The organism is Pseudoduganella aquatica, from assembly GCF_020865585.1.
GTDB lineage: Bacteria > Pseudomonadota > Gammaproteobacteria > Burkholderiales > Burkholderiaceae_D > Rugamonas > Rugamonas aquatica_A.
Window position 1 is genome coordinate 5,358,131 of the sequence record NZ_CP086370.1, and the last position, 19,268, is coordinate 5,377,398.

The 19,268-nt window shown below is 64.0% G+C and carries 22 protein-coding genes; 4 read left to right on the plus strand and 18 right to left on the minus strand.

All coding sequences use genetic code 11. The annotated features are described in order from the left end of the window. Positions 1 to 39: 39 nt before the first annotated feature. Entirely contained in the window at positions 40 to 2,343 is a 2,304-nt protein-coding gene (gene clpA / locus KT882_RS23925) for an ATP-dependent Clp protease ATP-binding subunit ClpA (protein WP_161074883.1), read from the minus strand. Next, positions 2,340 to 2,642, minus strand: coding sequence for an ATP-dependent Clp protease adapter ClpS (gene clpS / locus KT882_RS23930; RefSeq protein WP_161074917.1), 303 nt, complete (start codon positions 2,640 to 2,642; stop codon positions 2,340 to 2,342). Before clpS ends, clpA begins: the two co-directional genes overlap by 4 nt. Positions 2,643 to 2,975: 333 nt before the next feature. Here clpS and cspE point away from each other — a divergent pair, with 333 nt between their 5' ends. Both cspE and KT882_RS30945 read left to right on the plus strand, forming a co-directional pair. Then, complete coding sequence (cspE, locus tag KT882_RS23935; RefSeq protein WP_019921881.1) at positions 2,976 to 3,179, plus strand: transcription antiterminator/RNA stability regulator CspE; 204 nt, start codon at positions 2,976 to 2,978, stop codon at positions 3,177 to 3,179. A 194-nt stretch (positions 3,180 to 3,373) separates the two neighbouring features. Next, on the plus strand, positions 3,374 to 3,772 hold the full coding sequence (locus tag KT882_RS30945; RefSeq protein ID WP_407682023.1) for an STY0301 family protein: 399 nt from the start codon (positions 3,374 to 3,376) through the stop codon (positions 3,770 to 3,772). 45 nt (positions 3,773 to 3,817) lie between these two features. Here the strand turns inward: KT882_RS30945 and KT882_RS23940 are convergent, their stop codons facing one another. The 3 genes from KT882_RS23940 to icd all read right to left on the minus strand — a co-directional run bounded on the left by KT882_RS23940 (position 3,818) and on the right by icd (position 6,099). Next, positions 3,818 to 4,444, minus strand: a complete 627-nt coding sequence (locus tag KT882_RS23940; RefSeq protein WP_228893490.1) for a PEP-CTERM sorting domain-containing protein — start codon at positions 4,442 to 4,444, stop codon at positions 3,818 to 3,820. A 77-nt stretch (positions 4,445 to 4,521) separates the two neighbouring features. Next, positions 4,522 to 4,728, minus strand: a complete 207-nt coding sequence (locus KT882_RS23945; protein WP_161074881.1) for a type II toxin-antitoxin system MqsA family antitoxin — start codon at positions 4,726 to 4,728, stop codon at positions 4,522 to 4,524. A gap of 117 nt (positions 4,729 to 4,845) precedes the next feature. After that, the gene (gene icd / locus KT882_RS23950) at positions 4,846 to 6,099 is read right to left on the minus strand and encodes an NADP-dependent isocitrate dehydrogenase (protein WP_161074880.1); all 1,254 of its coding nucleotides are present in this window, start codon (positions 6,097 to 6,099) and stop codon (positions 4,846 to 4,848) included. A gap of 101 nt (positions 6,100 to 6,200) precedes the next feature. On the opposite strand from icd, the gene KT882_RS23955 reads away from it, so the two are divergent. Next, positions 6,201 to 6,764 carry a pseudouridine synthase gene (locus KT882_RS23955; RefSeq protein WP_161074879.1) on the plus strand — a complete coding sequence of 188 codons (564 nt, stop codon included), beginning with the start codon at positions 6,201 to 6,203 and terminating at the stop codon, positions 6,762 to 6,764. Between the two features lie 118 nt (positions 6,765 to 6,882). Here KT882_RS23955 and KT882_RS23960 read toward each other — a convergent pair whose 3' ends face one another. Further along, entirely contained in the window at positions 6,883 to 7,185 is a 303-nt protein-coding gene (locus KT882_RS23960) for a hypothetical protein (RefSeq protein ID WP_228893491.1), read from the minus strand. 112 nt (positions 7,186 to 7,297) lie between these two features. Then, positions 7,298 to 7,564: a 30S ribosomal protein S20 gene (rpsT, locus tag KT882_RS23965; protein WP_161074877.1), complete on the minus strand. Its 267-nt coding sequence runs from the start codon at positions 7,562 to 7,564 to the stop codon at positions 7,298 to 7,300. A 285-nt stretch (positions 7,565 to 7,849) separates the two neighbouring features. Between rpsT and murJ the strand changes: the two genes are divergently transcribed. Next, positions 7,850 to 9,400 (plus strand): murein biosynthesis integral membrane protein MurJ, encoded by a 1,551-nt coding sequence (gene murJ, locus KT882_RS23970; protein WP_161074876.1) that lies wholly within the window; start codon positions 7,850 to 7,852, stop codon positions 9,398 to 9,400. A gap of 53 nt (positions 9,401 to 9,453) precedes the next feature. On the opposite strand, the gene KT882_RS23975 is transcribed toward murJ, so the two are convergent. The 11 genes from KT882_RS23975 to KT882_RS24025 all read right to left on the minus strand — a co-directional run bounded on the left by KT882_RS23975 (position 9,454) and on the right by KT882_RS24025 (position 19,224). Next, positions 9,454 to 9,942: an FxDxF family PEP-CTERM protein gene (locus KT882_RS23975; protein WP_161074875.1), complete on the minus strand. Its 489-nt coding sequence runs from the start codon at positions 9,940 to 9,942 to the stop codon at positions 9,454 to 9,456. Between the two features lie 218 nt (positions 9,943 to 10,160). Further along, a complete protein-coding gene (locus tag KT882_RS23980; RefSeq protein ID WP_228893492.1) occupies positions 10,161 to 10,901 on the minus strand; it encodes a type II secretion system protein in 741 nt (246 codons plus the stop codon). After that, a complete protein-coding gene (locus KT882_RS23985) occupies positions 10,867 to 11,253 on the minus strand; it encodes a type II secretion system protein (protein WP_161075713.1) in 387 nt (128 codons plus the stop codon). Before KT882_RS23985 ends, KT882_RS23980 begins: the two co-directional genes overlap by 35 nt. Then, positions 11,247 to 11,723: a type II secretion system protein gene (locus KT882_RS23990; RefSeq protein WP_161075714.1), complete on the minus strand. Its 477-nt coding sequence runs from the start codon at positions 11,721 to 11,723 to the stop codon at positions 11,247 to 11,249. Before KT882_RS23990 ends, KT882_RS23985 begins: the two co-directional genes overlap by 7 nt. Beyond that, positions 11,720 to 13,732 carry a secretin N-terminal domain-containing protein gene (locus KT882_RS23995; RefSeq protein ID WP_161075715.1) on the minus strand — a complete coding sequence of 671 codons (2,013 nt, stop codon included), beginning with the start codon at positions 13,730 to 13,732 and terminating at the stop codon, positions 11,720 to 11,722. Before KT882_RS23995 ends, KT882_RS23990 begins: the two co-directional genes overlap by 4 nt. Further along, the gene (locus KT882_RS24000; RefSeq protein WP_161075716.1) at positions 13,732 to 14,310 is read right to left on the minus strand and encodes a hypothetical protein; all 579 of its coding nucleotides are present in this window, start codon (positions 14,308 to 14,310) and stop codon (positions 13,732 to 13,734) included. The genes KT882_RS23995 and KT882_RS24000 overlap by 1 nt, the downstream gene beginning before the upstream one ends. After that, positions 14,307 to 14,912 carry a hypothetical protein gene (locus tag KT882_RS24005; RefSeq protein WP_228893493.1) on the minus strand — a complete coding sequence of 202 codons (606 nt, stop codon included), beginning with the start codon at positions 14,910 to 14,912 and terminating at the stop codon, positions 14,307 to 14,309. Before KT882_RS24005 ends, KT882_RS24000 begins: the two co-directional genes overlap by 4 nt. After that, positions 14,909 to 15,502, minus strand: a complete 594-nt coding sequence (locus KT882_RS24010) for a PilN domain-containing protein (protein WP_161072628.1) — start codon at positions 15,500 to 15,502, stop codon at positions 14,909 to 14,911. Before KT882_RS24010 ends, KT882_RS24005 begins: the two co-directional genes overlap by 4 nt. Continuing rightward, positions 15,499 to 16,347, minus strand: coding sequence for a hypothetical protein (locus KT882_RS24015; RefSeq protein ID WP_161072629.1), 849 nt, complete (start codon positions 16,345 to 16,347; stop codon positions 15,499 to 15,501). The genes KT882_RS24010 and KT882_RS24015 overlap by 4 nt, the downstream gene beginning before the upstream one ends. Further along, positions 16,340 to 18,028, minus strand: coding sequence for a GspE/PulE family protein (locus KT882_RS24020; RefSeq protein WP_161072630.1), 1,689 nt, complete (start codon positions 18,026 to 18,028; stop codon positions 16,340 to 16,342). The genes KT882_RS24015 and KT882_RS24020 overlap by 8 nt, the downstream gene beginning before the upstream one ends. Then, complete coding sequence (locus tag KT882_RS24025; protein ID WP_228893494.1) at positions 18,028 to 19,224, minus strand: type II secretion system F family protein; 1,197 nt, start codon at positions 19,222 to 19,224, stop codon at positions 18,028 to 18,030. Before KT882_RS24025 ends, KT882_RS24020 begins: the two co-directional genes overlap by 1 nt. Positions 19,225 to 19,268 lie beyond the last annotated feature (44 nt).

The window sequence follows — 19,268 nt, forward strand, 5'->3', positions numbered from 1 at the left end:
TACGAAATAAAAAACCCGCCTCGGAGGCGGGTTTGGTTTTTACTCGACTTCCACCGTTTCGGGCGGCTGGCTGGGCGCCGCGTCCGACTCGGGGAACTCCAGCTTGACCTGGTCTTTCTCGTCCAGATCCACCGTCACGCGGCCACCGGACACCAGGCGGCCGAACAGCAGCTCGTCGGCCAGCGCCTTGCGTATCATGTCCTGGATCAGGCGCGACATAGGGCGCGCGCCCATCAGCGGGTCGAAGCCTTTCTTGCCGAGGAACTTGCGCAGCGCCTCGGTGAACACGGCTTCCACTTTCTTCTCGTGCAGCTGCTCTTCCAGCTGCATCAGGAACTTGTCCACCACGCGCAGGATGATTTCCTCGTCCAGCGCGCGGAAGCTGATGGTGGCGTCGATACGGTTGCGGAACTCAGGCGTGAACATGCGCTTGATGTCGGCCATCTCGTCGCCCGCCTGCTTGGTGGTGGTGAAGCCGATCGACGTCTTCTGCAGGCTCTCGGCGCCCGCGTTCGTGGTCATGATGATGATCACGTTGCGGAAGTCGGCCTTGCGTCCGTTGTTGTCGGTCAGCGTGCCATGGTCCATCACCTGCAGCAGGATGTTGAAGATGTCCGGATGCGCTTTCTCGATCTCGTCCAGCAGCAGCACCGCGTGCGGCTTCTTGGTGATCGCTTCGGTCAGCAGGCCGCCCTGGTCGAAACCAACGTAGCCCGGCGGCGCGCCGATCAGGCGCGACACGGCGTGGCGCTCCATGTATTCGGACATGTCGAAGCGGATCAGCTCAATGCCCAGGATGAAGGCGAGCTGCTTGGCCACCTCGGTCTTGCCCACGCCGGTGGGACCGGAGAACAGGAAGGAGCCGATCGGCTTGTCGGTCTTGCCCAGGCCGGCGCGCGCCATCTTGATGGCGGACGACAGCGCGTCGATGGCAGGATCCTGGCCGAACACCACGTTGCGCAGGTCGCGGTCGATGGTTTGCAGCTTGCTGCGGTCGTCCTGGTTGACGGTCTGCGGCGGGATGCGCGCGATCTTGGAGATGATCTCCTCGATCTCGGTCTTGCCGATGGTTTTCTTCTGCTTGGACTTCGGCAGGATGCGCTGCGCTGCGCCGGCTTCGTCGATCACGTCGATGGCCTTGTCCGGCAGGTGGCGGTCGTTGATGAAGCGGGCCGCCAGTTCGGCTGCGGTGGACAGCGCGGACGCGGAGTACTTCACGCCGTGGTGTTCCTCGAAGCGCGACTTCAGGCCGCGCAGGATCTGCACGGTCTGTTCGACGGTAGGCTCGTTCACGTCCACTTTCTGGAAGCGGCGGCTCAGCGCGTGGTCCTTCTCGAACACGCCACGGAATTCCGTGTAGGTGGTCGCGCCCACGCATTTCAGCTGGCCGTTGGCCAAGGCTGGTTTCAGCAGGTTGGACGCGTCCAGCGTGCCGCCCGAGGCCGACCCCGCACCAATGATGGTGTGGATCTCGTCGATGAACAGGATGCCGTTCGGGTTATCCTTGAGCTGCTTGAGCACGGCCTTCAGGCGCTGCTCGAAGTCGCCGCGGTACTTGGTGCCGGCCAGCAGCGCGCCCATGTCCAGCGAGTAGACCACGGCGTTCTGCAGGATTTCCGGCACGTCGTTCTGCGTGATGCGGTAAGCCAGGCCTTCGGCGATGGCGGTCTTGCCCACGCCGGCTTCGCCCACCAGCAGCGGATTGTTCTTGCGGCGGCGGCACAGGATCTGGATCACGCGGTCCACTTCCTCTTCGCGGCCGATCAGCGGATCGATCTTGCCGTCGGCGGCGGCCTTGTTCAGGTTCTGCGTGAACTGGTCGAGCGGGCTTTCCTTCTGCTGGCCCTCGGCGCCCGGGGCACCCTCTTCCACGCCTTCGGAGGCCTTGGCGGCGTCCGACTGCTGGTCCTTGCGCACGCCGTGCGAAATGAAGTTGACCACGTCCAGGCGGGTCACGCCCTGCTGATGCAGGTAGTAGACCGCGTGCGAATCCTTCTCGCCGAAGATGGCCACCAGCACGTTGGCGCCGGTGACTTCCTTCTTGCCGTTGGAAGCGGACTGCACGTGCATGATGGCGCGCTGGATCACCCGCTGGAAGCCCAGCGTCGGCTGGGTATCCACTTCGCCCGTGCCAGGCACGGTCGGCGTGTTGTCGCCGATGAAGTTGGTCAGGGTTTTGCGCAAATCCTCGATGTTGACGGCGCACGCACGCAGCACTTCGGCCGCAGACGGGTTGTCCAGCAACGCCAGCAGCAGATGCTCTACCGTGATGAATTCATGCCGTGCCTGCCGTGCTTCGACAAACGCCATGTGCAAACTTACTTCCAGTTCCTGCGCAATCATACTTCCTCCATCACACACTGCAGGGGGTGGCCTGCCTTGCGTGCATGCGTTAATACAAACTCCACTTTGGTACTCGCGATATCCTTCGAGAAGACGCCGCACACGCCCTTGCCGTAGCGGTGCACGCTGAGCATGATCTGGGTGGCCGTCTCACGGTCCTTGTTGAAGTACTCCTGAATCACGGCCACGACAAATTCCATCGGGGTGTAGTCGTCATTCAGCAACGCCACCTGGTACAGGGGAGGCGGTTTTAGCGTCTGCCGTTCCAGCAGCTGTTCGGTGTCATGCTTGGTTGCCATACGCTTATATTCTAATGCTTTCGGTGTTGTTGCAACGTGCTTTATGGAGGTAAATCCACATGTATTCCATCTTACGCGTTTTCCCGACTTGGCGCAGATGGCGGCCACCGCCGAAAAATCAAGAGTTGCTTTTTTGTTGAGCAATGTTGCTGTTGCAAGAAAAATACCAACAGCGCGCCGAAAGCGCTTGACATTAAAAATTGTTCCGCCAACAATGCCATATCGACTTGTGCAGAAATGTACATGTTGATAAGAAGTGAGGCGTCGAGGAGGGGGCAGGAAGCTTCTTGCTTTTATGGCTCGTGTGATTCGTTTTTATTGAAAGTTTTTTTTATGGCAACTGGTACCGTTAAGTGGTTCAATGACTCCAAAGGCTTTGGCTTCATCACTCCTGATGATGGCGGCGAGGATTTGTTCGCACACTTCTCCGCGATCAACATGAACGGCTTCAAGACCCTGAAAGAAGGTCAAAAAGTTCAGTTCGAAGTCACCCAAGGCCCTAAAGGCAAGCAAGCTTCCAACATCCAGTCGACCTAAGCGTTAGCTGTCCGGAAGTGAGAAACCCCGCAATCGTGGGGTTTTTTTTCGTTCCTGCCCTGCGTACAACCCGGCGCGGCGTTGCTGACGTGCCTATGCCGATCAAAAGACGGTCGTCGGAAATGGGCAGTGCGTCGGCTCGGCCTCCCCGCAGCCGGCGTAGCGCAACGACCGGAACTCTATTCGGTGATCGAATGAACATCACCTGCCGATTGCTTATGACGGCAGCAATGGCTGCGGCGGCGGAACAAGGGTTTGCGCAACAGGTCTCTTGCCCGGCCAGTGCACCCGCGAAATGGGGAATTCCAGCAAGCCGCCTGGAGTCTGTTCGCGTTCTATCTTTCCCGGCGGGCCAGGCGGCAGACGCGACAAGCAGCCTTCCGATCATGGCGCCATCCGATGAGCGCAAATCGAACGCGAAGATCCACCAGACTTGGCCAGTCAATGCGGATGCGCCATCCTACAGGTATCAAGTGGATTGCTTGTACGCCCGTACTGAGCGTTACCTGAGGCTGGACGTCCCTCCTCCAGCGAAGCTATGCACGGCGACAGACGAGTTACGCACTGGAAAATTCAGCTTCCAGTGCAAATAACCTCAGTCACCCTCGCCGCCAAGCACAGGCTGGCTGGAGTCGGGTTCACTTTGCACGGCGGCGGCGGATCAGGCCGGCCAGGCCCAGGCCGGTCAGCAGCAAGGCTGCGCTGGCCGGTTCCGGCACGGTGGTCGCCAGCACGCTCACGTTGTCGATGAACAGCGTCGAATCGCTTGCGTTGGACAGGTTGATGCCATTGAAGCTCAGCGTGTGCGTGCCGCCCGTCAGGCCTGCAATGTTAAAAGTGTACGAGGTCCATTCCGATCCCACCGGCTGCAGCGTCGGCGCCAGCGCCTTGCCGTCCAGCTTGACGTTCACGCTTTCGTAGTTGCCGCCGCGCTGCGACAACTGGAAGCTCACCTGGAAGCTGCTGGCGGACGAACTGAACGCTTGCGACAGGATGGGATCGGCCCAGTGCAAAGGGCTATAGTTCTGCAGGAAGGCCACCGTGCCCTGGCTCGCCATGCTGTCCCACGCGTGGTCGATGATGCCGCTGCCGTTGCTGAAGGTCCAGCCGGGGGCCGATACCACAGTCTGCGTAAAACCATTGGCGTACAGCGCGCTGCCATAGGCAACGTTGGAGTTGGAGAAGCTGCCGTTCTGTATCAGGTTGGCGTGGGCGCTGGTGGCGAAAGCACTGGCGAAGGCCAGGAACAACACGGAACGGAACATGGGAGCCTTGTATTTGGGAAATTGATTTTTCCCATTATACATTTAAATTACATAATTGAAACTAAATTGCCTGTTTATTAAGCGCCGCTATTCACTAGCCGGTTGAAAGCCAGCATGGCGTCGCCGATGCGCTTGCTTTCCTTGTCGGTGAACACGCACTCCCCGCAGGCGCCGCAAAAGTCCCCCGTGACGGCCGGGATCACGGTCGATTTGCCTTCGTAGGTGTAAGGCATATCCTTGGTCTGGTGCACCAGGGCGCCCTCGCCGCAAAATGGACACTGCATGTGGATTCCTTTGTTGTCTGAGAGCATCAGCATACACCAATGAAAAAGGCCCCGCACTGGCGAACAGTGCGGGGCCATGCAAACCAGCGTGGCAGCGATGCCGCACTGGCTTGCAAATTACATGTTATCGATCATCACATCGCCGAACCCTGAGCACGAGACTTGGGTTGCGCCTTCCATCAGGCGCGCGAAGTCGTAGGTGACTTTCTTCGAGGCGATGGATTTTTCGGTGGACGAGATGATCAGGTCGGCCGCTTCGGTCCAGCCCATGTGGCGCAGCATCATTTCGGCCGACAGGATCAGCGAACCCGGGTTCACGTAATCCTTGCCGGCGTACTTGGGCGCGGTGCCGTGGGTGGCTTCGAACATGGCCACCGAGTCCGACAGGTTGGCGCCCGGCGCGATGCCGATGCCGCCCACTTGCGCGGCCAGCGCGTCGGAGATGTAGTCGCCGTTCAGGTTCAGCGTGGCGATCACGCTGTATTCCGCCGGGCGCAGCAGGATCTGCTGCAGGAAGGCGTCGGCGATCGAGTCCTTGATGGTGATCTCGCGGCCGGTCTTCGGATTCTTGAACTTGCACCACGGGCCACCGTCGATCAGCTGGGCGCCGAATTCCTTCTGCGCCAGCGCGTAGGCCCAGTCGCGGAAGCCGCCTTCGGTGTACTTCATGATGTTGCCCTTGTGGACTATGGTCACGGAGGGCTTGTCATTGTCGATGGCGTACTGGATGGCCTTGCGCACCAGGCGCTCGGTGCCCTCGATCGATACCGGCTTGATGCCGATGCCCGAGGTTTCCGGGAAGCGGATCTTCTTCACGCCCATTTCCTTGACCAGGAAATCGATCAGCTTTTTCACGCCTTCCGAACCCTGCTGGTATTCAATACCGGCGTAGATGTCTTCCGAGTTCTCGCGGAAGATCACCATGTCGGTCTTCTCCGGCTCGCGCACCGGCGACGGCACGCCCTTGAAGTAGCGCACCGGGCGCAGGCAGACGTACAGGTCCAGCTCCTGGCGCAGCGCCACGTTGAGCGAGCGGATGCCGCCGCCCACCGGCGTGGTCAGCGGGCCCTTGATGGAGACCACATAGTCCTTCAGCACCTGCAGCGTTTCTTCCGGCAGCCACACGTCCGGGCCGTACACGGTGGTCGACTTCTCGCCCGCGTAGATCTCCATCCAGCTGATCTTGCGCTTGCCGCCGTAGGCCTTGGCCACGGCCGCGTCCACCACCTTGATCATGACCGGGCTGATGTCCACGCCGGTACCGTCGCCTTCAATGTAAGGAATGATGGGGCAGTCAGGCACGTTCAGGGAAAAATCGGCGTTGACGGTGATCTTCTGGCCGTCAGCGGGAACTTTGATATGTTGAAACATCGTGATCTCCGGGTGGTGTGGTCGAGTCTTCTATAAGACATAAGACGTGTGTTTCACATTATGCACCAGTATTTTGCCGGGCGCCACGGTACAATTCGTCTATGCCGCTCATCTTATTCAATAAGCCCTTCCAGGTATTGTGCCAGTTTTCGCCGCAGGACGGCCGCGAAACGCTGGCCGACCATGTCAAGATCCCCAATGTTTATCCGGCCGGCCGGCTGGACGCCGACAGCGAAGGCCTGCTGCTGCTCACCGACGACGGCAAGCTGCAGCACGAGATCGCCCACCCGGACCGCAAGGAGGCCAAGGTCTACCTGGTGCAGGTGGAAGGCGTGCCGGACGCGGACGCGCTGGCGCGCCTGCAGGCGCCGCTCGACCTGGGCGACTTCACCACCAAGCCCTGCCAGGCGGTGCGCATTGCCGAGCCGGGCTGGCTGTGGCCGCGCAATCCGCCCATCCGCAGCCGCGCCGACGCGCCCACGGCCTGGCTGGCCATCACCCTGCAGGAAGGCAAGAACCGCCAGGTGCGGCGCATGACGGCGGCCATCGGCCACCCCACGCTGCGCCTGGTGCGCAGCGCCATCGGCGGCATCTCGCTGGCCAGCCATCCGCTGATGCCGGGCGAGTGGATGGAAGTGTCGCCCAAGGATCTGCGGCCGCGCTGAGGCTGCCCATGCTGCACCTGCGGCACCGGCGTCACACCCTGAAAAGCCGCCCTTCTTAATGCAGCGCAACAAAAATAGTTGCGCGATTTGATGTGCCGTATGTCAACTGGCGATTTTTCTATGCGTTAAGGAAACAGATTCGTGAAGCAAATTCATTTGAATCCCGTGTTTTCCACCAACCGCTAAAGGAAATCGCCATGTCCAAACTTATCGCCGCTCTGGTTGCATCCCTGTTCGCCGCATCCGCTTTTGCCGCAGCTCCCGCAGCCCCCGCTTCGGCGTCGGCATCGGCCATGGCGTCCGCTCCTGCAGCTTCGGCATCTGCATCGGCCTCCGCTTCCGCGCCCAAAGCGAAAAAACACAAAAAAGCATCGGCTTCGGCTGCCGCTTCGGCCGCCTCCGCAGCATCGGCCGCATCCAAGTAATGCGCCGCGCCTGCGGGCGCGCAACGTACAAAAACCCGCTATGGCTTGCGCCATGCGGGTTTTTGCATCCTGCTCAACTACGCGGCGGCGCAAGCGCCGCCAGCGGAATTAGGCTGCCAGTGCTTTCAGGGCAGCGGCCAGACGGCTCTTATGGCGAGCTGCCTTGTTTTTGTGGATGATCTTCTTGTCGGCGATGCTGTCGATGGTCGACACGGATGCCTGGAAGATTGCGGTAGCAGCAGCTTTGTCGCCGCCCTGGATCGCTTTACGCACTGCCTTGATAGCGGTGCGCAGGGTCGAACGCTGCGACGAGTTGTGAGCGTTTTGCTTGACTGCTTGACGAGCGCGTTTGCGCGCTTGTGCGGTATTTGCCATGGTAGTTCCTAATCGTTGTCAAAGTTCGTTTGCAAACAATAGCGTTTGCCAAACAGGTGTTTGTTCAGTCTGTCTGCCTAACCATGTAAGCCAAGGGACGCTGGCAAAACATTAGTGTCTGCGATACTGAAATCTGTACAGCCTTAAATTATAGCGGGCTTTTGGCGGTAGAGCAATTCCCAAAACGCCGCGCGCGCCGCAAATTGCTCTTTTTGCAGCGAATTCACGGCGATTTCACGGTCCCTTCATGCTGTGCGGCGGATGCGCCCGCTATAATCGCCGCCCATGAACCTGCTCAAAACCCTCGCTGCCATCTCCAGCATGACGATGCTGTCCCGCGTGACCGGCCTGCTGCGCGAAAGCCTGTTCGCGCGCGCCTTTGGCGCCGGCGCCTACACGGACGCCTTCGTCGTCGCCTTCCGCATTCCCAACCTGCTGCGCCGGCTGTTTGCCGAAGGCGCGTTCTCGCAGGCCTTCGTGCCGATACTGGCCGAGTACAAGAACCAGCACGGCCAGGAAGCCAGCAAGGAGCTGGCCGACCATGTGGCCACCACCTTGGTGTGGGCCACGGTGCTGGTCAGCGCGATCGGTATTATAGGCGCCCCGCTGTTCGTCTACCTGATCGCCACCGGCCTGCGCGCCACGCCGGAAGCCTTCGACGCCTCGGTCTGGATGACGCGGCTGATGTTCCCCTATATCGCCTTCATGTCCTTCGTGGCGCTGGCCGGCGGCATATTGAACACCTGGCGCCAGTTCAAAATCCCCGCCGTCACGCCGGTGCTGCTGAACCTGAGCTTTATCGCCGCCTCGCTGTTCCTGGCGCCCTATTTAAAGCAGCCCATCTACGCCATGGCCATCGCCGTGTTCGTGGGCGGCATTTTGCAGGTGGCGATCCAGGTCCCGGCGCTGATACGCATCGGCATGCTGCCGCGCCTGTATCTGAACCCCTTGGTGGGCCTGCGCGACGGCGGCGTGCGCCGCGTGCTGAAGAAGATGGGGCCGGCCGTGTTCGCCGTGTCGGCTGCGCAGATCAGCCTGATGATCAACACCAGCATCGCCTCGCGCCTGGCCGAGGGCAGCATCTCCTGGCTGTCCTATGCCGACCGCCTGATGGAATTCCCCACCGCCATGCTGGGCGTGGCGCTGGGCACCATATTGCTGCCGAGCCTGGCCAAGGCCAATGCGGACGCCGACCACGAGGAGTATTCAGACCTGCTGGACTGGGGCCTGCGCCTGACCTTCCTGCTGGCGCTGCCGGCGGCGGTGGGCATGGCCGCGCTGGCGGTGCCGCTGATCAGCACCCTGTTCCACTACGGTAAATTCACCGCCGAAGCGGCCACCATGTCGGCCCAGCCCCTGGTGGCCTATAGCGCCGGCCTGATCGGCATCATCCTCGTGAAAACGCTGGCGCCGGCGTTTTACGCCAAGCAAGATATCCGCACGCCGGTGAAAATCGCGGTCGGCGTGCTGATCGCCACGCAGCTGATGAACCTGTTGTTTGTTCCCTACATCGCCGTGGCGGGACTGGCGCTTTCAATCGGACTCGGGGCCTGCATCAACGCGGCATTCCTGTACCGGGGCCTGCGCCAGCGCGGCGTCTATCAGCCGAAAGCTGGCTGGGGGAAATTCTATTTGAAACTCTTGGTAGCGGTGGGGCTGATGGGCGCGGCCGCATGGTTCGGTGCAGCAAAAGTCGACTGGCTGGCAATGGGCCACCATCCATTCTTGCGTGCTGGAACATTATTTCTGATAATAACTATTTGCGCGGCAATTTATTTCCTCGCATTATATGCAATGGGCTTCCGCTTCCGCGACTTCAAGCGCCGCGCAAAGTAATTCCAAAAAACAAAACCCGCTCGCGAGCGGGTTTTTTAATGCTGGTTCCCGCCTCAGGCGTCAGAGTCTTGTTTACGGCGAGCCAGGAAAGCCAGGATACCCAGGCCGCCGATCAGCATGCCGTAGGTGGCTGGTTCCGGTACCGCCGTCACGCTCACTTCGCCGCTGTATTTCGCGCCCGCAGCACCCGTGCCGAACAAGCTCAGCACGAATGGAGCGGCGCCGCTGTGTTCAACGCCGAAGAAGCGCAGCTTGCCATCGCTGAAGACGCTGCCGGTGGTGCCGTTCAGGTTCGACAGGGTGCCGTCGAAGGTCAGGTTTTGGCCGCTGATCGTCACGACGATCTCGTACAGGCCTGGTGCCAGGCCGCCAAAAGTGATTACGTCGGAGCCGCCGGACAGTACATCATCGACCGGGGATTTGACGGATTGGAAGAAGTTGTTTGCCAGCGGGTTATCATCCAGAATGACCAGTTGATCCGCCGCCGAGGCGCCCAGGGAAGCTGCGGCTAATAAGCTCGCAACAATAAGTTTCAATTTCATAGGTTATCCTTAAAAAGTTGATTTTATTGGTTGATGAGCTAACCAAAGAGTTCGGGACTGCGAAAACCAATATAGCATAAACACGGCAAAACCATTGTTCTTTTGATTATATTTAATTTCCGTCAATAAAGAAATTTATGCAAGTATATTTACTATGTTGCACAGCAATATTTCAGTAAATAAAAAGCCCGGTCTGCGTGGGCATCCGGGCTGGTGTTTTATCGCTGCTGTTCGGGCGGCGGATCGGGATCCGGCTTGGTGTCGTCTGGCCGCGGCGGCGGCTCGGCGGGCTCGGCCGGCTCGGCCGGCGGTTCCGGCGCCGGTTCAGCCGGCATGGACGGCGGGGCGCCCGGCTCCGCACCGGCAGGCGGCGTGGCGCCGGGCAGCGGCGGCGTACCGGGCTGCCCCGGCTGCGGCGGCTTGGCCCCGGGCTGGCCCGGCAGCGGCTGCGCATCCCCTGCGCTGACAAATTTCCAGTCCGAGATACGCTGCTTGCCTTCAAAACCCTGGAAGCGGGCCGGGAAATTGCCAATCTTGACCGGTTTGGCGGTGGACAGGCTGTACACCGCCACCACGCCGGTGGTGCCCGCCACATAGCTGATGCCCCACTCCGCCTTGCCCGTCATGGGATCGACAAAGATTTTGCGCAGGTGGCGCCGCACGGCGGGGAAACGCGGATCCAGCAGCAGCTCCTTCAGCGAGGGCGGCTGGGTGGGCTGGCCGGGCGGCGTGGCCTTGGCGTAGCTTTGCAGCGCGTCGCTGAACTGGGCGCCTATATTGAGCAGCTCGCGCTCGGCGGCACTGCGCTGCATCACCGCGCCCAGCTTGACCGTGCTGGCGCACACCAGGGCCATGATGGCCAGCATGATGACCAGGCTGATGTAGGTAAAGCCCGAGCTGAAGCCGGCGCCGCGCCGGGGCGGCCTACCAGTCCGCGTAGGGTTTGCCGTGGCGGTCATTGCCGGGCGCTCCGCTTTTCAGGTCCGACACGCCGCCCTTGGTGCCATCTTCCGGCGCCACCAGTATCCAGGTGGTGCTGCTTTCGGTGATGGGGTCGATAGGCGCGGCGCGCAGGTATTTTTTCTCCACCAGCTGCTCGAGCGTGTCCGGATAGCGGCCCGTATCGCCGTAGTACTGGTCGATGGTGGCGCGGGTGTTGCGCAGGTTGTCGGCCAGGATGGTTTCCTTGGCGCTGTCCACGCTGGGGAAATAACGCGGCACGGCCAGCGTGAGCAGCAGCGCGATAATGCCCAGCACCACGAGCAGCTCGATCAGCGTGAATCCTTGTCTGGCTTTGTTCATGTTTACCATTTTCGGTAGGCCACGCCGTTCAAGCCGGTCTTTTCGGAGAGGGAGTAGACATCGTACACGTCCTCCCCTTCGCGCGGCTGGTCGGCGTCGCTGGCGTAGCTGCGCTTGCCCCAGGTCTGCGCATCGGACGCCTCCGGTTCGGCGCTGAAGGGGTCGCGCGGAATGCGGCGCAGGAAGTAGATCTTGCTGCGCTTGGGGTTCTTCTGGTCCTGCACGCCCTCCACCAGCAGTTCCAGGTTCTTGGGGTAGCCGGTGCTGATGGTGCTCTTGGCCACCCGGCCATCATCGTAAGCCTGCTTGTAGGCGTCGATGGCCTGGCGGATCTCGTTCAGCGAACGGCGCAGCTCCTGTTCGTTGCGGCGCTGGATGGTCACCTGCGCCACCGGCACCACCAGCGTGCCGAGCAGGCCCAGGATGGCCAGCGTCACCAGCAGTTCGATCAGCGTGAAGCCGCGGCGCCGCAGATTCATTTTGCTGGCGGCTGCGCCGGGGCAGCTGGCTCGGGCTGCGCCACGCTGGACGCGGGGCCGGGCTGCGACGTGGATAGCGGCACGCCGGCCGGCGCGGCAGGCTGCGCCACTGGCGGCTGGCCGGGAGCGGGAATGGCCATCGGCTGCGCGCCCTGCGCCGGCAGCTGCGGCGCGGCCGGAACCACCGGCGCGGCGGGCGCGCTGGGAGCGCCTAGCGGCAGCGCCACCGGCGTGCGCACGGCGGGGTCCGGACGGCGGCGGAAGTTGCCCTCGGTGCCGGCCGAGAATTCGGCGTTGGCCGCCTCGGGGCGCTGCACGTTGCGGATCAGGTGCGGGGTGATGGACAGCACGATCTCGGTCTTCTGCTTGTCGTCCGTGGTGCTGCCGAACAGGCGGCCGAGGATGGGCACGTCGCCGAACAGCGGCACTTTGCTGCCGTTGCTGCGGTCCTCGTTGTTGATCAGGCCCGCCAGCACCTGGTTCTCGCCGTCCTTCAGCTGCAGCATGGTGCTGGCCTGGCGCGTGCCGATCTGGTAGGCCTTGGTGCCGGACTTGGTCTCCACCTGGCTGACCAGGTTGCTGACCTCCAGCGACACGCGGATCGCCACTTCGTTGTTCAGGTAAATGGTCGGCTCGGCGTTCAGCGTCAAACCCACGTCCACATAGCTGACCGACTCGCTGGCAAAGCCGCCGGTGCCGGGCGAAATGGTGGTGGTGATGACCGGCACCTTGTCGCCGATCAGGATCTTGGCCTTTTCCTTGTTGCGCACGCGGATGCGCGGATTGGCCAGCAGGTTGCTGTCGCCGTCGGTCTTGTTGGCCTTGCCGGTCACGTTGAGCGCGGACACGCCTATGCTGCGCTGGTTCAGGTGGTTCAGGTCATTAATCGTCAGCACCGTGCCGCCGGACGAAATCAGCGGGCCGAGGGTAACGCTGGTCGGCCAGGCCACGCCCAGCTCCATCAGGCGCGTGCGCTTCACTTCCAGGATTTCCACTTCCAGCATCACCTCCGGCTCGGCCACGTCCTGCAGCGCCACCAGGCGCTCGGCCAGGCGGATCGCCTCGGCGTTGTCGCGCACGATCAGCAGGTTCAGTTTTTCATCCACCACCACGTCGCGCGATTTGAGGATGGTCTTGAGCGTGTTGGCCACCGACTTGGCCTCCGCATTGGCCAGGAAGAAGGTCTTCACCACCATCTCCTGGTATTCCTTCAGCTTGGCCGCCACGTTGGGGTAGATCAAAATGGTGTTGCCGTCCAGGACCTGCTGCTCGAGCTGGTTGGTCATCAGCAGATAGTAGACCGCCGCTTCCACGGTGCTGTTCTTCAGGAAAATGGAGGCTTTCTGGTCGGTCTTCACGTCCTTGTCGAAGACGAAGTTCAGGCCGGAGCGGCGCGCGATAATCTCGAACACCTGCTTGAGCGGCGCGTCGCGGAACTCGATGCTGATGGGCTGCTTGAACGCTTTCGACAGGCCCGCTTCGGCCGTGGGCTGGGCGCTCTTGTCGTTCACGTCGCGCAGCATCAGGCGCGCCTCCTCGTAGGCCGGTTTTTCCGCCAGCACCGCGTTGAGCTTCTGCCGCGCGCCGTCGTAGTCCTTTTTGGCGGCCAGTTCGCCGGCGGAGGCCACCATTTTTTCCAGCCGCTCGGCCGTTTCCACCGCGCGCAGCCCGGCGCGTGCGCGCTCGTTCATGGGGTCGATGGCCAGCACGCGCTGGTAGGCTTGCTGCGCCGGGGCGCGGCGGCCGTCGGCCAGGTCGCGCTCGGCCTGGTCCAGATAGCGCACGGCGGTGCGGTCGCGCGTGAGCAGGTAGGCGGAGCGGAATTGCGCGTTGTTGGGCGCTTGCGTGATGGCTTCCTGGAATTTGGCCAGGCCCTCTTCCGGCTTGTTCTGTTCGACCAGGGTGCGGCCGTCGCGGTAGGCCATCTCGCCTGCGCAACCGGCCAGCGCCAGCGCCACCAGCGTGGCCATGGCCGTGGTTTTCAACTTGCGGTGGGATGTGCGGGCCATTAGTCGGGAACTCCAATATTGAGCTGCTGGGATTGATTCAGCGGCAGATAGGTAAGCTTGAGCATGGGCGGCGCGACGGCGTCGACGCGGTAGACGCCGTCGATCACCATTTGCGCGCGTACCACATAAGTTTTTTCGCCGCGCGCCAGGAATACCTCCCAGGCCCCTTCGCTGGCGGCCTTGCCGATGTAGGTGAACGGCAGCGGCGGCGCTTGCGGCGGCGGAGGGGGCGGCGGGGCTTGCGGCGGCGGCGGCGGCGGGGTCCAGTTCTGGCTGCCGAACACGGCGCCGGCTCCGCCAAAACTGCCCTCGCCGGATTCGCCTATCAGTTCGCCGCGCGGCAGCAGGCGCAGAATCTGCACCTCCGCCGCTGCGGGTTTGGCGTCATTGGCGGCAGGCGCGGGGGCGGCGGGCGCCGTGGCTGGCAGAGCCGGCGCGGCGGTCCGGGCCGCGGCAGGCTGCGGGCGGCGGTCCACGGCTTCGGCAACGCCGCTGCCGGCCGGGGTCTTGTCGCCAAAAACCACCAGCGCGGCGGCGCCGGCCAGCGCCACTGCCATCAGCAAATGGCGCGGCTTCATGGCTGCTCCAGCATGGCGCCGTCCTTCAGGTAGAGCGTGAAGCGCACGCGCGCTTCCACCTGCGCGTCGCCGATGTTCTCGCGGCGGAAGCCGATGTCGTCCAGCGCGGCGAAGGGCAGCTCGCGCAAGGCGCCCAGGGCGAACTGCCAGATCGCCTGGTAGCTGCCCTTCACCGGCAGCGTGATCTGGTAGCTGCTGACGCGGCTGGCCTTGTCGTAGCCCGGTTTGTATTCGCCCTGGTTCAGGCTCAGGCCCGCTTTCGCCGCCAGCGCGAACAGCACTTTCACGTGCTGCTCCGCGTAGCGCTTTTCTCCCAGCGTTTCGTGGAACAGCGCCAGGTTTTCATTGGCGGACGGCGGCGGCGCGGCCACCGCCAGCGTGGCCGGCACCGGCAAGGGACGGGCCAGCGCCAGCTTCTGCTCCGCGCCGCGCGGCAGCAGCCAGGCCCACGCCGCGGCGCCCGCCACACACAGCACGGCGGCCACGCAGGCGCCCGCTCCCGCGCGCGCAGCGGCCAGGCGCGCCCGCAGCAGCAAGACGCTGAGCGTGGCTTGCGCCGTTCCCGGCTGCCCGGGCTGCATCTTGGCGGCGCCCGGCTTCATCGCGCTCCCCACTGGGCTTCCACCTGGAAGCGGACCGGCCGGTTCGGATCGAGGTCGTTGATCTCGTGCCGCACCAGCGCAGCGCTCACGAAGAACTCCTGCTGCTTGAGCTGTTCTATGTAGGCGATCATATCGTCCGGATTCTTGGCTTCGGCGCTGATCTTCAGCACTTGCTTGTTCGGGTCGGGCTCCAGCGCCAGCAAGGCAATCGTGGCCGGCGTGGCTTCGCCCACGGCTTCCTGCATGTCGCGCCACGGCAGGTTCAGCTGCAACACGGCCGCGTTGATGGCCTTGGCCTGGGCTTCCGGTATCTGCACCTTGGCGGCCAGCGCGGCGCCTCCCTGCTGCCCCTGGCGCTGCTGTTTCTGCTGCTGTTGTTGCAGCTGCTGCGCCTGGCGCCGCTGCTGCCGCTCCAGCTCGCCCAGCTGCTCGGCGCGGGCGCGCTGCTGCTGCGCCATCTGGTAGCCGTACGCGGCTGCGCCCACGCACAGCGCCAGCCCCAGCGCGCACCCGGCCAGCGCGGCGGGATGGGCGCGGTACAGCGCGCGGCGCCAGCCGGCCGGCGCGAAGTCGATGCGCATTTTCCTCATGCCGCCAGCCCTCCCGCCGCCAGCACGCTGGCCAGCGACCACTTTTCTTCGCCGGGCAAGGCCGCGCCCAGCACGGTGCACGGGATCTGGTCCGCGTTGGCGGCCGGCTTGGCCAGCAGCGGCGGCACCTGGCCGCACAGCTGCAGCAGCTGCGGCGCTTCCAGTCCGGCCAGCAGCGCTTCGCGTTTCAGCGTTTGCGCCAGCCAGTACTGGTCGGCGCCGCGCGGCACCGGCAGCGCGCGGATGGCGTTCAGGCGCTTGCCGTCCAGGACGGCCAGCGTCAGCAGATTGTCGTGCACCTGGCCGAACCAGGCGCCCGTCTTCACGGCGCCCTGCCAGCGGTTCCACGCGGTGACGAAATGCGGCTGCACTTCCACCACGGCCAGTCCGTGTTCGGCGGCGGCCTGCTCCAGCGTGGCCAGCAAAGGCTGCGGCATGGCGGCGGCAAAGAAAGGCTGGCGCGCGTCCCAGTCCGCCACGATCTTCCAGTTGGCGGCAGGTTCACCGTACAGGCCGTGGAAACGCAGCGCGGCGGCCGCCTCCAGGTCGGCCAGGCGCGCCGCCTGCGCGGGCGGCGTGACCTGCCATACGCGCGCCAGTTCATCGGCCAGCACAAAGCTGGCGGGCCAGCCCTGCACGTCCTGCCCTGCCAGCAGCTCGCGCAGCGCAACGCCGATCGCGTGGTGGGCGTGCAGCGCGCCCACGCCTTCGGGCGAGAACGGCTGTTCGGCCAGCAGCTCTGCCTTGGGACCGAACCAGCGGCTCACCTTCAGCAAGCTCACGGCGAAGCCCGACACGCCGATGCGCAGCGCCTGTCCCGGCAATCTGTCGAGGAACTTAGGCATGCAGCGTCACCCGCTTGATTTCGGACAGCGTGGTGCCGCCGCGCTTGACCAGTTCCAGCGCGGCCAGGCGCAGGCTGCGCGTGCCGTTTGCGTAGGCGGCGGCCTTGATCTGGCGGATCGGTTTCTTGTCCACGATCAGTTCCCGTATTTCGTCGTTCAGCGTGAGGATTTCCGCGATCGAGCGGCGTCCCTTGTAGCCGGTGCCCCGGCAGTCGCCGCAGCCCTTGCCTTCCATGAAGCGGTAGTCGAACACGTCGGCGCGGGTCAGATTGACGCTGGCCAGCTCCTGCTCCGTGGGCGTGTATTCGGCCGCGCAGTGCGGGCAGTTGATGCGCACCAGGCGCTGCGCCCAGATGCCGTTCAGCGCGGACACGAAGGCGTAAGGATCGATGCCCATGTGGGTGAAGCGGCCGAACACGTCGAACACATTGTTGGCGTGCACGGTGGTGAGCACCAGGTGGCCGGTCAGCGCGGACTGCACGGCGATTTCCGCCGTCTCGCGGTCGCGGATTTCGCCCACCATGATTTTGTCCGGATCGTGGCGCAGGATGGAGCGCAGGCCCTTGGCGAAGGTCAGCCCCTTCTTCTCGTTGACCGGAATCTGCAGGATGCCGGGCAGCTGGTACTCCACCGGGTCTTCGATGGTGATGATTTTTTCGCGGCCGTTGTGGATCTCGGTGAGCGCGGCGTACAGCGTGGTGGTTTTGCCCGAGCCCGTGGGACCGGTCACCAGCAGCATGCCGTAGGCTTCCTGCGCCAGCACGCGCAGCGTGGCCAGCGAGGGCGCGTCGAAGCCCAGCGCTTCCAGCGTGAGCGAGCCGTAGGCTTCTATCATGGCGCGCTTGTCGAGGATACGTATCACCGCGTCCTCGCCGTGGATGCTGGGCATGATGGAAACGCGCAGGTCGATCTCGCGCCCGCCCGACTCCACGCGGAAGCTGCCGTCCTGCGGAATGCGGCGCTCGGAGATGTCCAGTTCGGCCAGCACCTTCAGGCGCGAGATGATCTGCTCGGCCACCTCGATGCCGTTCACCGCCGTGGCGTGGTCGAGCACGCCGTCCACGCGGTATTTCACGGCCAGGCCGCCGGCGGTGCTCTCCAGGTGGATGTCGGACGCGCCGGCCTTGAGCGCGTCGTACAGTGTGGAGTTCACCAGGCGCACGGCGGGGCTGGCCGCCTCGGACACGGAGGCGAAGGACAGCACGGCGGCGGTCTTGCCGTCGCGGCGGCCGTCGCTGGCGCCGGGCAGCAGGCTGTCCACCGCGCGCGCCGATTCCTCCTGCTTGGACAGATAGGCCTGGATGTCCGCTTGCAGCGCCAGCCGGGTGTGCAGCGGCGCATGCGGCGTGGCCCGCGCCTGCGTGCCCAGCCAGGTTTGCAGGTCCAGGTCGAAGGGGTCGGCGATGACGCCCACCAGCATGCCGTCCTGCGCGCGCAGCAGCACGCAGCGGCGCGCCATGGCCTGCGACAGCGGCAGCAGGTCGAAGGCCGGCGTGTAGCCCAGCATGTCCACCGTTTCCAGCACGGCCAGGCCGAAGGGCTGGGCCAGCGCCCGCACCGCCAGGCGCGGCTCGATGCCGGTCAGCGCCTCCAGCTCCTCGACCAGGCTGCGCTTGCTCAGCGCGGCGCGCGCGCGGGCGCGCACCAGCATGGCATGGTCGATGGCGGCAAAGTCAGGCATCACGACATATCTCCAGCGAGGTCGAAAATCGGCATGTAGAGCAGCACCACGATGGCGCCCACCACCAGGCCGATGCAAGCCATCAGCAGCGGCTCGAAGGTGCGGGTGAAGCGGTCTATCCAGCGGCTGATTTCGCCGTCGTAGAAAGCCGCCGACTGGGTCAGCATGGGGCCCATGTCGCCGGTGCGTTCGCCCACGCGCAGCATGCGCAGCGAGATCGGCGTGGTCAGGCCGTTGGCTTCAAACGCGGACGACAGCGGCAGGCCGGACTCCACATGCGCGCGCGCCGCCTGCAAGCCCTGCCTGACCATGGGCGACACCATGCCCTGCACCGTGTCGATGGCGTGCAGGATGGTGATGCCGCCTTCGCTCAGCATGCCCAGCGTGAGGTAGAGCCGCGACAGTTCGTAGATGCGCACCCGCTCGCCGATGCCCGGCAAGCGCGACATCAGCCGCAGCAGGCCGCCGTTGGCCATCAGGCGGCGCAGGCCGAACACCAGGCTGGCCAGCGCCAGCGCCACGCCGCCCAGCAAGGCGGTGGTGTGGGCGGAAGCGAACTGGCCCCAGCCCAGCATCATCTGCGACATCCACGGCAGGTTGCGGCCAGCGCCCTGGTAGACCTCGGCGAAGCGCGGCACCACATAGGAAATCAAGAACAGGCTGACGCCGCCGCCCACCAGCAGCAGGATGGACGGATAGATGGCGGCGCTGACGATCTTGGCGCGCACGGTGTCGATGCGCTGCTGGTAGTCGATGAAGCGCGACAGCGCGCGCGGCAGGTCGCTGGTGCCTTCGGCGGCCTTGACGATGCCCACGTACAGCGGAGGGAACAGTTCCGGCTGCTCGGCCAGCACGGCCGAAAAGCGCTGCCCTTCGCGCAGGCCGCCCAGCAGGCGTTCCAGCACGCCGCGCGTGGCGGGGCTGGCTTCCTTTTCCAGCAGCGCCTCCAGCGCCTCCACCACGCCCAGGCCGGCCGTGAGCAGCGCCAGCAATTCCTGGCTGAACAGCACCAGCGACAGGGACTTGCCCCGGCCCTTGCCCACCGGCAGGCCGAGGCCGCCGCGCACCGGCGCGATGGCGCTGACGAACAGGCCGCGCGCCTCCACCTGGCGGCGCGCGTCCGCTTCATCGCGGCCATCCACCACTTGGCGGCCGATCACCATTTCCGGCGACAAGGTACGTACTTCGAACTGCATGGAATGAGCCGCTGCCGAGGGTTGCTGGGATTGCTGTCGAGGTC